Origin of the sequence: Caulobacter sp. CCH9-E1 (assembly GCF_001556515.1) — a bacterium.
In the GTDB taxonomy this organism is placed as follows: Bacteria; Pseudomonadota; Alphaproteobacteria; order Caulobacterales; family Caulobacteraceae; genus Caulobacter.
The window spans coordinates 20,267-33,882 of the sequence record NZ_LSJA01000258.1 but is presented as its reverse complement, the minus strand read 5'-3'; the positions used below and the strand labels follow the sequence as shown (position 1 = coordinate 33,882).

At 69.3% G+C, this 13,616-nt stretch carries 16 protein-coding genes and 2 pseudogenes; 8 read left to right on the top strand and 10 right to left on the bottom strand.

Annotation, left to right across the window (positions count from 1 at the left end):
* Nucleotides 1–402 precede the first annotated feature (402 nt).
* The 3 genes and pseudogenes from AX690_RS14475 to AX690_RS23725 form a co-directional block, all read left to right on the top strand.
* Complete coding sequence (locus AX690_RS14475) at nucleotides 403–753, top strand: YciI family protein (RefSeq protein WP_066683960.1); 351 nt, start codon at nucleotides 403–405, stop codon at nucleotides 751–753.
* Between the two features lie 4 nt (nucleotides 754–757).
* Nucleotides 758–1,978, top strand: a complete 1,221-nt coding sequence (locus tag AX690_RS14470; RefSeq protein WP_066683961.1) for an RNA polymerase sigma factor — start codon at nucleotides 758–760, stop codon at nucleotides 1,976–1,978.
* A gap of 2 nt (nucleotides 1,979–1,980) precedes the next feature.
* A pseudogene (locus AX690_RS23725) lies at nucleotides 1,981–2,066 on the top strand (hypothetical protein); the annotation flags it as partial.
* A gap of 48 nt (nucleotides 2,067–2,114) precedes the next feature.
* On the opposite strand, the gene AX690_RS14465 reads toward AX690_RS23725, so the two are convergent.
* Nucleotides 2,115–3,449: a dihydroorotase gene (locus tag AX690_RS14465; RefSeq protein WP_066683962.1), complete on the bottom strand. Its 1,335-nt coding sequence runs from the start codon at nucleotides 3,447–3,449 to the stop codon at nucleotides 2,115–2,117.
* Nucleotides 3,450–3,512: 63 nt separating this feature from the next.
* The gene (locus AX690_RS14460; RefSeq protein ID WP_066683964.1) at nucleotides 3,513–4,673 is read right to left on the bottom strand and encodes a glycosyltransferase family 9 protein; all 1,161 of its coding nucleotides are present in this window, start codon (nucleotides 4,671–4,673) and stop codon (nucleotides 3,513–3,515) included.
* 109 nt (nucleotides 4,674–4,782) lie between these two features.
* Here AX690_RS14460 and AX690_RS14455 point away from each other — a divergent pair, with 109 nt between their 5' ends.
* Nucleotides 4,783–5,577, top strand: coding sequence for a folate-binding protein YgfZ (locus AX690_RS14455; RefSeq protein ID WP_066683965.1), 795 nt, complete (start codon nucleotides 4,783–4,785; stop codon nucleotides 5,575–5,577).
* On the opposite strand, the gene AX690_RS14450 is transcribed toward AX690_RS14455, so the two are convergent.
* Nucleotides 5,574–5,996: a hypothetical protein gene (locus AX690_RS14450; RefSeq protein WP_082769676.1), complete on the bottom strand. Its 423-nt coding sequence runs from the start codon at nucleotides 5,994–5,996 to the stop codon at nucleotides 5,574–5,576. The two genes, AX690_RS14455 and AX690_RS14450, sit on opposite strands and share 4 nt — an antisense overlap.
* Before the next feature lie 125 nt (nucleotides 5,997–6,121).
* On the opposite strand from AX690_RS14450, the gene AX690_RS14445 reads away from it, so the two are divergent.
* Complete coding sequence (locus tag AX690_RS14445; protein ID WP_066683969.1) at nucleotides 6,122–6,715, top strand: DNA-3-methyladenine glycosylase I; 594 nt, start codon at nucleotides 6,122–6,124, stop codon at nucleotides 6,713–6,715.
* Nucleotides 6,716–6,862: 147 nt separating this feature from the next.
* Here the strand turns inward: AX690_RS14445 and arsC are convergent, their stop codons facing one another.
* From arsC to AX690_RS14425, 4 genes are read right to left on the bottom strand one after another with little or no spacing between them, the layout of a single operon-like run.
* Nucleotides 6,863–7,276 carry an arsenate reductase (glutaredoxin) gene (gene arsC / locus AX690_RS14440; protein ID WP_066683971.1) on the bottom strand — a complete coding sequence of 138 codons (414 nt, stop codon included), beginning with the start codon at nucleotides 7,274–7,276 and terminating at the stop codon, nucleotides 6,863–6,865.
* Nucleotides 7,276–7,947, bottom strand: a complete 672-nt coding sequence (locus AX690_RS14435; protein ID WP_066683973.1) for an MIP/aquaporin family protein — start codon at nucleotides 7,945–7,947, stop codon at nucleotides 7,276–7,278. The genes arsC and AX690_RS14435 overlap by 1 nt, the downstream gene beginning before the upstream one ends.
* Nucleotides 7,948–7,951: 4 nt before the next feature.
* Entirely contained in the window at nucleotides 7,952–8,485 is a 534-nt protein-coding gene (locus AX690_RS14430) for an arsenate reductase ArsC (RefSeq protein ID WP_066683976.1), read from the bottom strand.
* A complete protein-coding gene (locus AX690_RS14425) occupies nucleotides 8,482–8,853 on the bottom strand; it encodes a helix-turn-helix transcriptional regulator (RefSeq protein ID WP_066683978.1) in 372 nt (123 codons plus the stop codon). Before AX690_RS14425 ends, AX690_RS14430 begins: the two co-directional genes overlap by 4 nt.
* A gap of 54 nt (nucleotides 8,854–8,907) precedes the next feature.
* Here AX690_RS14425 and arsH point away from each other — a divergent pair, with 54 nt between their 5' ends.
* A complete protein-coding gene (arsH, locus tag AX690_RS14420) occupies nucleotides 8,908–9,639 on the top strand; it encodes an arsenical resistance protein ArsH (protein WP_066683991.1) in 732 nt (243 codons plus the stop codon).
* A gap of 38 nt (nucleotides 9,640–9,677) precedes the next feature.
* Here the strand turns inward: arsH and AX690_RS23720 are convergent.
* The 3 genes and pseudogenes from AX690_RS23720 to AX690_RS14405 form a co-directional block, all read right to left on the bottom strand.
* A pseudogene (locus AX690_RS23720) lies at nucleotides 9,678–9,812 on the bottom strand (hypothetical protein); the annotation flags it as partial.
* Between the two features lie 175 nt (nucleotides 9,813–9,987).
* Nucleotides 9,988–10,530: a hypothetical protein gene (locus AX690_RS14410; RefSeq protein WP_066683981.1), complete on the bottom strand. Its 543-nt coding sequence runs from the start codon at nucleotides 10,528–10,530 to the stop codon at nucleotides 9,988–9,990.
* A gap of 93 nt (nucleotides 10,531–10,623) precedes the next feature.
* A complete protein-coding gene (locus tag AX690_RS14405; protein ID WP_066683992.1) occupies nucleotides 10,624–11,478 on the bottom strand; it encodes a glycoside hydrolase family 16 protein in 855 nt (284 codons plus the stop codon).
* 98 nt (nucleotides 11,479–11,576) lie between these two features.
* Between AX690_RS14405 and AX690_RS14400 the strand changes: the two genes are divergently transcribed.
* Nucleotides 11,577–12,224 carry a ribonuclease HII gene (locus AX690_RS14400; protein ID WP_066683984.1) on the top strand — a complete coding sequence of 216 codons (648 nt, stop codon included), beginning with the start codon at nucleotides 11,577–11,579 and terminating at the stop codon, nucleotides 12,222–12,224.
* A 250-nt stretch (nucleotides 12,225–12,474) separates the two neighbouring features.
* Nucleotides 12,475–13,551: an adenine-specific DNA-methyltransferase CcrM gene (gene ccrM, locus AX690_RS14395; RefSeq protein WP_066683986.1), complete on the top strand. Its 1,077-nt coding sequence runs from the start codon at nucleotides 12,475–12,477 to the stop codon at nucleotides 13,549–13,551.
* Nucleotides 13,552–13,616: the final 65 nt, after the last annotated feature.

Below are 13,616 nucleotides of genomic sequence, written 5' to 3'. Positions count from 1 at the left end.
CCCCCCGCCGCCACGATGGTCGCTGGCCATGCGCCCTTTCCTCGCGACGAGGTGGTTAGAGCTTAAGGGCGGTTTCAACGCGGATGATCCAGCGGCGTGTAAAAATGGGAAGCCGTTGATTTCGTTCAGTTCGATTCCGGATACGCGGATGATAGAGCGCCGCGAACGCTCCTTCTCCCCTTGCGGGAGAAGGTGTCGCCGAAGGCGACGGATGAGGGGTTGATCACCGGCGCCGCTCGCGCGACCCCTCACCCGGCCCTTCGGGCCACCCTCTCCCGCAAGGGGAGAGGGATCCTTTCTCCCCCCTCGACATTTTTCGGCGCCCGCTGTCGAATCCGCTTGAGCCGGCGCGTCTCTGGGGTCGAAGCGCCGCGAGGGTCGCGGGCTCGATGGGAGATGACGATGCAATACGCCCTGCTGCTCTATGAGGATGAAGCGATCTACGCCCAAGCCGACGCCCCGAGCCTAGAGGCGATCATCGCGGCGCATCAGGCCCTCGCGGCCCAGCTCTCCGCCGAGGGCGTCCTGCGCGGCGGCTCGGGCCTCAAATCGTCGGACACCGCCACGACCCTGCGCAGGTCGCGGGGCGGCGACACGCTGCATGACGGTCCCTACGCCGAGGCGCGCGAACAGTTGGGCGGCTTCTATCTGATCGACGTTCCGGACCTGGACGCCGCCCTGGCCATCGCCAAGCGCATCCCCTTCGCCGGCGACGGCTCGGTCGAGGTGCGGCCCATCATCGACGAGGACTAGGCGCCTGGCGCGGCTGGACCAGACGTTCCGGGAGACTGGAAGCCGGATCGTCGCCGCCCTGGCGGCGGCGTTCCGCGACCTCGACATCGCCGAGGACGCCTTCGCCGACGCCTGCGCCAAGGCGGCGGAGGTCTGGCCGGCGGCCCCGCCCCTGGACCCGGCCGCCTGGCTCTACGCCGCGGCCCGTCGCCGGGCCCTGGACATGATCCGTAGACGGAGCATTCGACGCCGATTGGCGCCGGACGCGCCAGAGCCCGAGCCCTCGGTCGAGGCGCATCTGGCCTCCGACGCCCGCCTGATCCCGGACGAGCGGTTACGCCTGATCTTCATCTGCTGTCACCCGGCCGTGGCGCCCGAGGCCCGCGCGGCGCTGACCTTGCGGCTGGTGTGCGGCCTGTCGGTCGCCGAGATCGCCCGCGCCTTCCTCGTTTCCGAACCGACGATGTTCCAGCGCCTGACCCGCGCCAAGAAGAAGATCGCCCAGGCCGGCGTGTCGTTCGAAGTCCCTGGTCCCGAAGCCTGGCCCGAAAGGATCGAGGCGGTGCTCTCGACGCTGGAGATCGCCTATGCCCGCGCCCACGAGGACGCGGCCGGCACGGGCGCGCATGCCGGCTACGCCCGCGAGATGCTGGACCTGACCGCCGTCCTGGCCGACCTGCTGCCGGACGAGCCCGAAGCGCTCGCCTTCGCCGCCCTGGTGCGCTTGGCCGAGGCGAGGCGGCCGGCGCGGGTGGACGCCGAGGGCGTGATGGTCCCCCTGGACCGGCAGGACCCCCAGCTTTGGGATAAGGCGCTGATCGCCGACGGCGACGCCCTGCTGCGCCGCGCCGCCCGGCTGAACGCGCCGGGACCCCGCCAGCTGCGCGCCGCTTTGCACGCGGCCTGGGGCCGCCGACGATCGCTGGCGGAACCGCCGCCCTGGTCGGCGATCCTGGCCCTCTACGACATGCTGCTGAGCTGGCGCGAGGACCCGTTCGTCCGCCTGAACCGCGCCGTGGCCCTGGCCGAGATCGCGGGGCCGGCGGCGGCGCTCGCCGAGGTGGAGTCTCTGGACGCGCCGCGCCTGGCCGACTTCCAGCCCTTCCACGCCGTGCGGGCGGATCTGCTTGCGCGCCTGGGACGGCGGGAGGAGGCGCTGGCGGCCTATGACCGGGCGCTGGCGCTGGGGCCGGCCGACGCGGAACGGCGCTGGTTGATCCGTAGGCGGATGGATATCCAACCCTAGCCAAAAAGTTTTGTCATCCCGGCCGTAGCGTAGCGGAGAGCCGGGACCCCAGGGGCGAGCGGCAGTGCGGCGGCCCCTGGGTCCCGGATAGCCTCCGCGAGGCTTCCGGGATGACACGCAGTTTTGGGCTAAAACCCTACCCCGCCAGCGTCTCCAGGAACCGCACCGGCTCGCCGCGTCCCTCGGCGATGACCTCGTCGTCGCGCATGACCACGATGCCGCGGACGATGGTCGCTTTCGGCCAGGCCTTGGCCTCGAAGCCGTCGAACGGGGTCCAGCCCGAGCGGGTGGCCATCCAGTCGTGGGTAATGACGCGGCGGGCCTTCATGTCGACGATGGTGAAGTCGGCGTCGAAGCCCTCGGCGATGCGGCCCTTGTCGGCCAGGCCAAAGATGCGGTTCACGCCGTGGCTGGTCAAATCAACGAAGCGCTCCAGGGAGAGCTTCCCGTCGACCACGTGGGTCAGCATGATCGGGACCAGGGTCTGGACGCCGGGCATGCCCGACGGCGAGGCGGGATAGGGCCGGGCCTTCTCCTCGCGGGTGTGCGGCGCGTGGTCGCTGCCCAGCACGTCGGCGACGCCGGTGTCGACCCCGCGCCAGACGCCGGCGACGTGCTCGGCGTCGCGGATCGGCGGGTTCATCTGGGCAAAGCCCTTCAGGCGCTCATAGGCCTCCGGCGCGACCAGGGTCAGGTGCTGGGGCGTGACCTCGACGCTGGCGACGTCCTTGTTCTGGGCCAGGAAGTCGATCTCTTCCTTGGTGGTGACGTGCAGCACGTGGATGCGCTTGCCCAGGCTCTTGGCGATGCGAACCAGGCGGTGGGTCGACTGCAGGGCGGCCTGGGCGTCGCGCACCTCCGGGTGGCTGGTCCAGTCGCCGGGACGCGCCAGGGCGCGGCGCTCGGCCAGGCGGTATTCGTCCTCGGAGTGGAAGGCCGCGCGGCGGTTGACATGGCGCAGCACGTTCTCGACGCCCTCGTCGTCCTGCACGAGAAGCGAGCCCGTCGAGGCGCCCATGAACACCTTGATCCCGCAGCAGCCGGGCAGGCGCTCCAGCTCGCCCAGGAAGGCCGCGTTCTCGTGGGTGCCGCCGACATAGAAGGCGTGGTCGGTGTGCATGCGCCCCTTGGCCCGCGCCAGCTTGTCGGCCAAGGCGTCGGCGTCCGTGGTGGTCGGCTCGGTGTTGGGCATCTCGAAGACGGCGGTGACGCCGCCCAGGGCCGCGCCGCGCGAGCCGCTTTCCAGGTCTTCCTTCCATTCCAGGCCCGGCTCGCGGAAGTGGACCTGGCTGTCGATGACGCCCGGCAGGACGGTCAGGCCCGTCGCGTCGAACACCTCGCCAGCGCTGGCCTGGGAGAGGTCGCCGATCGCGACGATCTTGCCGCCGCGCACGCCGATGTCGGCGAAGCCTCGGCCGGCGTGGTTCACCACCTCGCCGCCACGCACGATCAGGTCGAAGGTCTGGGTCATGGGACGGCTCCTCGGGACAGTTGCGGCGATCTAGGACCGGTCCGCGCCCGAGGCAACCCGGAACTAGCCAGCGTCGCGCTTGGCCGCGCGCTTGCGGGTGGCGCCCTTTTCAGCGGGCGCCGCGGCCTGCGCGTCGGCGACCGTCTCGCCTTGGGCTTCCGGGAGGGCGTCGACGTCCTGGATGGGCTCGCCCCAAGGCGAGGTTTCGGGCTCGGCCGCCTCAACCGCCGTCTCGGGTTCGGAGACCTCGGCCGGCGTCGCCACGCGGGCCAGCAGCGCCTTGGCCGCCCGGACCACGGTGGGCACCGGCAGGTCGCTCATATGGCGGATGGCCTGCGAGAGCTCGGGATCGATCGCCTTGAACTGCTGGAAGGTGCGCGGGCCGCGCACGGCGACGGTCTTGTCGCCCCAGGGGCCGTAGCGGCGCTCATCCGAGGGGCCGAACAGGCCGACCGTCGGACAGCCGGCGGCGGCGGCGATGTGCATCAGGCCAGAGTCGTTGCCGATGAACAGGCTGGCGCGCTTCAGGCAGGCATAGGCGGTGAGGAGATCCACCTTGCCCGTCAGGTCGATCGTGCGGCCGCGCGCCGAGGCCATGCGCAGCTCCTCGACCATCCGGGTGTCCTCGGGACCGCCCAGGATCAGCAGACGCCCGCCGGCCAGCGGGCCGTCCTTGTCGAGCAGCTGGGCCGCCGTCTGGGCGAAGCGCTCGATCGGCCAGACCTTGCCGATCCAGTTGGCCGCCGGCCCCACGGCCAGGATCGGACCACCCTGCCCCAGGAGCTCGTCGGCCAAGGCCTCGACCTCGGGCGTGATGTAGAGGTGTGGCGCGGGCGGCTCACCCTCGAGCTTCAGGACGCGGGCGGCGTCGACCACCTTGTGCACCGGCTCGCCGGGCGTCTTCTTCCAGATCGCCCGCTTGTCGCGACGCAGGAAGAGGGCGGTGGCCGAGCCGCGCAGGTCGACGACCAGGCCCCACTTCTTGTGGCGCACCTGGTTCCACAGCTTGAACCAGTGTCCCTTGCCCTTGCCCTTCTCCATCACGATCACCCGGTCGAGACCGGGCACGTGCGCGAACAGCGGCGCGGCCAGGGGACCGGCGACGATCGTGAAGCGCGCGTTGGGGATCTGATCCGAGAGAAGTTTGATCAGGCCGGACGAAAGCACCGCGTCACCGATGCGCGTCGCCGTGATGAAGAGAATCGGGAAGGCCCGCTGTGTCATCGGTCCATGTATAGGGCCGTCGGCGAGTCGGCGCATCCCACGTTAACACTTCAGCTTTCCGCGATGTTCGGGACTGGCGCGAGCGTCGCCTCGGCGCCACATCTGGCCCATGACCACCCCGACCGTCGCCCGCCTGTCCTCCCGCGCCGTCATCGCCGTCTCCGGCCCCGACTGGCGGAGCTTCCTGCAGGGCCTGCTGACCCAGGATGTCGAGACCCTGGCGCCCGGCGAGCTGCGGTTCGCGGGGCTGCTGACCCCGCAGGGCAAGCTGCTCTACGACCTCTTCGTCGCCGGAACCGAGGACGGGGCGCTGCTGGACGTCCAGGCCGACCAGCGCGACGCCCTGCTGCAGCGCCTGACGATGTACCGCCTGCGCGCCAAGGTGACGCTGGAGGCCAGCGATCGTCCGGTGCTGGCGGTGTTCGGCGGCGAGGTCGCGGGCGAGGGCCTCTACGCCGATCCGCGCCTGCCGGCCCTGGGCGCCCGGGCCTATGACGATCGCGCCGCCAACGCCGACGAGGACGCCTATGACGCCCATCGCCTGGCTCTGGGCGTTCCCGGTCCCGCCGACTGGGGCCAGGAGCGCACCTATCCGATCGAGGCCAATTTCGACCTCTTGGCCGGCATCGACTTCAAGAAAGGCTGTTTCGTCGGCCAGGAGACCACCAGCCGCATGAAGCGGCGCGGGACGATCAAGACCCGCATGCTGCCGATCGCTTTCGACGGTCCGCCGCCCGCCTTCGGCGCCGAGGTTCTGGCCGGAGAGTTGCGCGCCGGCGAGGTGCTGGGCGGCCGCGACGGGCGCGCCATGGCCCTGCTGCGCCTGGACCGCATCGACGGCGCGGACCTGACGGCCGAAGGCCGGCCGGTCGCGGTGGACCGGCCGGCCTGGATGGCGCTCTAGCGGCAGCGGCCGTAGCGGTCCGGCGAGGCGCCGGGCCCTCCGCGCCAGCCCGGCGGATTCTCCCAGTTCGTGCCGGGGCCGCCGCGGGGGCCGGGCGGATTGTTGTCATTGTCCAGCCAGCACCGCGCGGCCTGGTTCCACCAGCCATAGCGCGGGTGATAATAGCCGTAGGCCGGGTGGTAATAGTAACCGTTGCGGTAGACGAACTCGATCCGCTGGCCATGCCAGTGGTAATAGCGGCGATCCGGCGAGGCTCCGGGGCCGCCGCGCCAGCCGGGCGGGTTCTCCCAGTTCGTGCCCGGACCGCCGCGCGGTCCGGGCGGATTGCCGTCATGATCGTGGCGCTGGGCCAGCACGGGCGTCGCCACGGCCACGGCGCCCGCCATCGCGAGCACGGCCAAGGTCTTGAGGCGCTTCATCGGCGTCTCCTTCAGATGATGAGGTCCCTCGGTCGCTTGAACGGGCCAACTCGGCCATTCCGTCGCCGCGCGCGATGTTCCTGAAAAGTTCTAGCCAGGCGACGCCGTTGTGCTAGCGTCGCCGCATGACCGAACCGACCCGATGCACCTGGCGCGGCATGAACGGCGACCCGTTCTACGAGGCCTATCACGATCACGAATGGGGCGTGCCCGAGTGGGACAGCCGCGCCCTCTGGGAAAAGCTGGTGCTGGACGGGTTCCAGGCCGGGCTCTCGTGGATCACCATCCTGCGCAAGCGCGAGGCCTTCCGCGCCGCCTTCGCGGGCTTTGATCCGGAAAAGGTCGCCCGCTTCGGCGAGGCCGATCGCGCCCGGCTGATGGCCGACGCCGGCATCATCCGCTCGAACGGCAAGATCGACGCGGCCATCTCAGGCGCGCGGATCTATCTGGACATGCGCGAGCGCGGCGAGGACCTGTCGACCTTCCTGTGGGACATCGTCGGCGGCGCGCCGATCCAGAACGCCTGGGAGAACGGCGCGCAGGTGCCGGCCCAGACGCCGCTGGCCGTCGACATGGCCAAGGCGCTGAAGGCCAAGGGCTTCAAGTTCTGCGGCCCGGTGATCGTCTACGCCTTCATGCAGGCCACCGGCATGGTCAACGACCACTTCGTCACCTGCTTCCGCCACGAGGAGTGCAAGGCGCTAAGACACAAGCCCTGAGAGGTAGATATGGGTGGGAGGCGGATATCGCGTCAGATGCGCAACATGGCTCGACGCTAACTCAATCAGCCAGCCCTACAAGCTGGCATTCACAACACCCCTGACGGGTGGAAAGCGGAAATCGGCATCCAACCCCAAAGCAGACGCTCAGAGCTTCACGACCTCGCCGTCCTCCTTGGTGAAGCTCTCCGGCTTTCGATCCAAAAGGTCGAGCACGATCTCCGACGGACGGCAGAGCTTCACGCCCTTCGGCGTCACGACGATCGGCCGGTTCACGAGGATCGGATGCTCGACCATGGCGTCCAGGATGCGCTCTTCGGCGACGCCTTCGGCCAAGAGGCCCAGGTCCGCGGCCGGCGTTCCCTTCTCCCGCATCAGCTGGCGCAAGGTCAGGCCGGCTTCGCTGGCCAGCGCGCGGAGCTGATCGTGGCTCCAGCCGGCCTTCAGATATTCGATCACCTTTGGCTGATAGCCGGCGGCCTCGACCATGGCGAGGGTGTTGCGCGAGGTTCCGCAGGCGGGGTTGTGGAAGATCACGATCGGGAAGTCGGCGTCGCTCATCAGGACTTGTCCACTTTCAGAAGCCAGCCGAAGACGCCCGCCGCAAGCAGCGCGCCGACGATCTGGGCGAGGATGAAAGCCGGCGCGCTGGAGGGCGCGACGCCGGCGAAGGTGTCCGACAGGCTCCGCGCGATCGTCACCGCCGGGTTGGCGAACGAGGTCGAGGCCGTGAACCAGTAGGCCGAGGTGATGTAGAGCCCGACGGCCATCGCCGTCGCCTCGGGCCGGAAGCGGACCGTGCCGAGGATGGCCCCAACCAGGCCGAATGTGGCGACGGCCTCGGAGAAGGCTTGGGCGCCGCCGCCCCGCAGCTTGGTCGAGACCTGGAGGATCGCCTCGCCGAACATGGCGTGCGCGGCCCACACGCCCAGCACGCCGCCCACGATCTGCACGACCGGATAGGCCAGCGCCAGTCGCCAAGGCATGTCCCGCCGCAGGGCCGCCACCAGCGTCACCGCCGGGTTGAAATGGGCCCCGGAGATCGGACCGAAGACCCAGATCAACACAACCAGCGCCGCGCCCGTCGCCAGGGTGTTCCCCAGGAGGGCGATGGCGACGTTTCCGCCAGCCAGGCGCTCGCCCATGATCCCCGAGCCGACGACCACGGCCAGCAGCAGGGCCGCGCCGAGGGCTTCCGCGACCAGGCGGCGCGCGACGCTGAATGGCGCCATGGGGTCAGGCCGCCGTATCGTCGGCGGCCTTGACCTTGCCGATCTCGTCGAGCCGGCGCTGCAGCGACAGGCGATCCAGCGAATTCATCGGCAGGGCGCAGAACAGGGTGATGCGGTTGTTGAGCTGGCGGTAGGCGTCGGCGAAGGCCAGGGCGATCTCCGCCTCCGAGCCCGTCGCGGCGGCCGGGTCGGGAACGCCCCAGTGGGCGCTCATCGGCTGGCCCGGCCAGATCGGACAGACCTCGCCGGCGGCGTTGTCGCAGACCGTGAACACGAAATCGAGCTCCGGGGCGTCGGGATTGTTCAGCGCCGCGAACTCGTCCCAGGTCTTCGACCGCAGGTCGTCGGTCTTGTAGTTCAATGTCTTCAGCAGGCTGATGGCGTGCGGATTGACCTGACCGCTGGCCATCGAGCCGGCCGAATAGGCCTTGAAGCGGCCCGCGCCCACCCGGTTCATGATGCACTCGGCCATGATCGAGCGCGCGGAATTGTGGGTGCAGAGGAAGAGGACGTTCATGGGGCGGTGATCGGCGCTCATGCGGGTTCCCTTTCGGTCAGGCAGGTTCCATCGCAGGCCTCGGCCTTGGCGACGATCGCGCTCAGCGGGGCGCAGATCTGGGGCGCGCCGTTGCAGCAGTCCTCCATCAGGAAGCCCAAGAGGCCGCTCATCGCGCCGTAGTCGGCCGAATAGATGATCGAGCGCCCCTCGCGGCGCGAGACGATCAGCCCGGCATGGGACAGGACGTTGAGATTGGCCGACAGGCTGTTGGGCAGTACGGCCAGGGTGCGGGCGATCTCGCCCGCCGCGACGCCGGTGGGGCCGGCTTTCACGAGCAGTCGATAGATCGCCAGACGCCCTTCGTGGCCCAAGGCGGAGAGCATGTTGACAGCGGGCTTTGATTCCATATTTCCAATATGCTCGAATTATTAGACAGTTCAATGACGCTGTTGGAGTCGCCCGTGACCAAATTCCCCGCCCTCGACGCCAAGTTCCTCGCCCAGGTCGATCAAGGGCGGCTGGAGGTCGCTGCGCCATCCACCCATCCGCCGCGCATCCTGCTGCTCTATGGGTCGCTGCGGGAGCGATCGTTCAGCCGGCTGCTGGTCGAGGAGGCCGAGCGCATTCTCCGAGCCCTAGGCTGCGAGACCCGCGTGTTCGATCCGCGTGACCTGCCGTTGCCCGACGCCACCGGCCCGGACCATCCAAAGGTCCAGGAGTTGCGGTCGCTGTCGCAATGGTCGGAAGGCCAGGTGTGGTGCAGCCCGGAGCGGCACGGCGCCATCACCGGGATCATGAAATCGCAAATCGACTGGATCCCGCTGGAAATCGGCAGCGTCCGGCCGACCCAGGGAAAGACGCTGGCCGTCATGCAGGTCAGCGGCGGCTCCCAGTCGTTCAACGCCGTCAATACGCTGCGCCTGCTGGGCCGCTGGATGCGGATGATCACCATCCCCAACCAGTCGTCGGTGGCCATGGCCTACAAGGAGTTCGACGAGAACGACCGCATGAAGCCGTCCAGCTACTACGATCGCGTCGTCGACGTGATGGAGGAACTGGTGAAGTTCACCCTGCTCACCCGCGACCGGGCCGACTATCTGGTCGACCGATATAGCGAGCGAAAGTCAGATGGACGAATTCCCGAGCACGTGGCGCTCGGCGCGGAGGCGATGCGGCATGAGCAGGCCAGCTAGCCGGCTTTCCGAACGTCGAAGAGGGGTCGGGAGCCGACCTACCCCTCCGCCTCCGCCGGGAGCTCGGACCCGGCCTCCACCAGCTCCTCCATGAACAGCGCCATCAGCGCCGATTGCGAGCGGACGCCGACCTTGGCGTAGACGCGGGTCAGCTGGGCGCGGACGGCGCGGGCTTTGCGGCGTCCGCCAAGGCCGGGGCGGCCAAGGACAGGATCAGAAGGCTGGCGCCCAGGGCGCAGCACTTGGTCATTTGCGGTTCTCCCGTGCTGATGACGGGAGAGGACCTGCGCCCTCCCATGGGTCGCGGCCATCGGCGGACGGCTTACAAGGGCCGGAATGAGCCCCTGCTTACAGGGCCCGCGCCTCGACCACCTGGCAGGTCCAGCGATCCCAGGGGCCAGCGGCCTGGCCCAGGTTGATCGCCGCGAAGATCAACTTGCCGCCGACCGGGATGGTCCCCTGGACCACGGCCGAGACCGTCCCCGCCGCCGCGCGGCCCTTGGTCATCCGACAGGACAGGCGCGGGTCGGCGATCAGCAGGCCCGAGACATTCGTCGCGCCGCCGGTCAGCAGGACGTCCCCCGCCGCGTTGCGATTGGCCTTGACCCCATCCAGCACCACGAAACGCTCGGGATGAGCGCGGACCTGGGCGGGATCCGGCAAGGCGCGCGCCGAGCGCGCCAGGGAGGGCGCGGGCGGCGGCGCTTCCTCCTTGGGCCGCGTCACCGCCACCAGCACCGCGCCGCCCAGGAACACGGCCAGGAACGTCGCGAGCGCCCGCGCCGGCGTCGCGACCACGGACCACCCCGGCCGAGGGCGAAACACGAAGACGAACGCCGCGACCGAGGCGATCAGCCAAAGCACAGGCAAGGCGGCGGTCACGAACCCCATCGGACAATCCCTTCCGGCCTCGCTCGGCCGCCTGGCATGTAGAGCAAGCGCGCGCGCCTTTCCAAGCCCCTGGAAAAAAGGGGATGGCCGACGCTAGCGCTGGCTGACCCGCACCCAATCCACCTCCATCGTCGCCGGCAGGGCCGTCTCGTCGACGCCCTTGGCGTTGGCGCCCTCGGGCCAGCGGCCGCCGAAGGCGAGGTTCAGGATCAGGTGGAAGGGGCGGTCGAACGGCGCGGGACCGGCTTCCGCATCGTCGCGCTTCCAGTCGTTCGGGGCGACGCGGGCGTATTCGCGGCCGTCGACGAACCAGGCGATCGCCTCGGGCGTCCATTCGACCGCATAGACGTGGAAGCCGTCCGGCGAGGCCGGCATGACGGTGTTCCCGCCCGCCTGGCGGTGCGCCCCGGCGGCGTCGGCGGCGAAGTGGATCGTGCCGAACACCCGGTTTTCCCGGCCGCCTTCGCAGGGCTCACACGGCGCGCCCAGGTTCACGGTCTCGAGGATGTCGATCTCGCCCGATTTCGGCCAGCCGCCATAGGTCGACAGCTCGGGCATCATCCAGATCGCCGGCCACACGCCCTGGCCTCCCGGCGCGCGCGCCCGAGCCTCGATCCGTCCGTAGAGCCAGCTGGCCTTGCCCTGGGTGACGATCTTGCCCGAGGCGTAGTCGCCCGTCTTCATCGGCCCCGTCGGGCCCGCCCAGGGATTGGCCAGCCCCTTCGTCTTGCGCTTGACCGCCGTCAGGCGAAGCATCCCGTCCTTGACCGAGATGGTGTCCGGATCGGCGGCGTAGCACTGACGCTCGTCGTTGCCGCCGCCCCCGCAGTCCGCGGCTGGCGTCCACCGGGTCAGGTCCAGCTTGTCGCCGTCGAACTCGTCCGCCCAGACCTGTTTCCATTCTCCGGCCTGAGCTTGGGCGGCCGCCGGCGCGAGGCAGAGAGCCATGGCGAGGGCGAGGGTCGATCGGGAAGCGCACATGGCCAGACCCTAGTCCGCCCCGCCGGACATTCCCATCCCGCGCGAACCGGCTTAAAGACCGATCCATGCCGTCCGGACCCGACATGATGCTGGAGCTGGCCTGCGGTCAGGGACCTGTCTGCGGGGTGGACGAGGCTGGGCGCGGCCCGTGGGCCGGGCCGGTCAGCGCCGCGGCGGTGATCCTGGATCCCGACCGCGTCCCCAAGGGCCTCAACGACTCCAAGAAGCTCTCGGCCAAGGCCCGCGCGGCCCTGGAGGAGGAGATCAAGGCCGTCGCCATCGCCTGGTGCGTCGACATGGCCTCGATCGAGGAGATCGCCGAGTACAACATCCTGCACGCCACCGGCCGGGCCATGTGCCGGGCGATCGAGGGCCTGTCGGTGACGCCGGCCATCGCCCTGGTGGACGGCAACTACCGCTTCCCGCTGCCGTGCGAGATCAAGACGGTGGTCAAGGGCGACTCTCTGTCGTGCTCGATCGCCGCCGCCTCGATCCTGGCCAAGGAGGCCCGCGACCGGCTGATGATCGAGATGGACGCGGTCTATCCCGGCTACGGCTTCGCCAGCCACAAGGGCTATCACGCGCGCATCCACGTGGAGGGCCTGGTGAAGCTTGGCCCCTCGCCGATCCACCGCCTGGGCTGGGCGCCGGTGAAGGCCGCGCTGGCGGGCGAGCTGAACCTGCAACTGCCGTTCGAGGAGCCAGCGGAATAGAGCCTCCCGCGCATCCCAATTCCTGTCATCCCGGAAGCCTCGCAGAGGCTATCCGGGACCCAGGGGTTAGCGGCAGTGCGGCGGCCCCTGGGTCCCGACGCTACAGCCCGCTTCGCGGTCTTCTGGCCAGGATGACACGGAGAATTTGCACCCGAGCTCCAGCCCCGTTCACCTTTCGCTAACCACGTCCATACACACCGCGTTTACTAGAAAGACTCATGATTCCGTTCTCTTTCTTGAGGACGCGGACATGACCTTCGGGCCGGAAACCATCATCCTGGGCGACTGCATCGAGCAGATGAACGCCCTGCCGGAGAAGTCGGTCGACCTGATCTTCGCCGATCCGCCCTACAATCTTCAGCTGGGCGGGGACCTGCTGCGTCCCGACAACTCCAAGGTCGACGCGGTCGACGACCATTGGGACCAGTTCGAGAGCTTCGCCGCCTACGACAAGTTCACCCGCGAATGGCTGAAGGCCGCCCGCCGCGTGCTGAAGGACGACGGCGCGATCTGGGTGATCGGCAGCTATCACAACATCTTCCGCGTCGGTGTCGCGGTGCAGGACCTGGGCTTCTGGATCCTCAACGACATCGTCTGGCGCAAGTCCAACCCGATGCCCAACTTCAAGGGCACCCGCTTCGCCAACGCCCACGAGACCCTGATCTGGGCGTCCAAGAGCCAGAGCGCCAAGCGCTATACCTTCAACTACGACGCCCTGAAGATGGCCAATGACGAGGTGCAGATGCGCTCGGACTGGACCATCCCGCTGTGCACCGGCGAGGAGCGCATCAAGGGCGCCGACGGTCAGAAGGCGCACCCCACCCAGAAGCCGGAAGCCCTGCTCTATCGGGTGATCCTGTCGACGACCAAGCCGGGCGACGTGATCCTGGATCCGTTCTTCGGCGTCGGCACCACCGGCGCGGCCGCCAAGCGCCTGGGCCGCAAGTTCATCGGCATCGAGCGCGAGGCCGAGTATCTCGAGCACGCCAAGGCGCGGATTTCCAAGGTCGTGCCGATCGCGCCCGAGGACCTCGAGGTCATGGGCAGCAAGCGCGCCGAGCCGCGCGTGCCGTTCGGCACGATCGTCGAGGCCGGCCTGCTGTCGCCGGGCGACACCCTCTACTGCGCCAAGGGCGAGCGCGTGGCCAAGGTCCGCCCGGACGGCTCGATCACGGTCGGCGACCTGTCGGGCTCGATCCACAAGATCGGCGCCCTGGTGCAGTCGGCGCCGGCCTGCAACGGCTGGACCTACTGGCACTTCAAGACCGACAAGGGCCTGGCGCCCATCGACGTCCTGCGCGCCCAGGTCCGGGCGGGGATGAACTAGAACACCTTGTGGGGAAGGGCGTCGGCGTGACTCGACGGTCGGGCGGTCCGGGAAGGCCGCCTGGC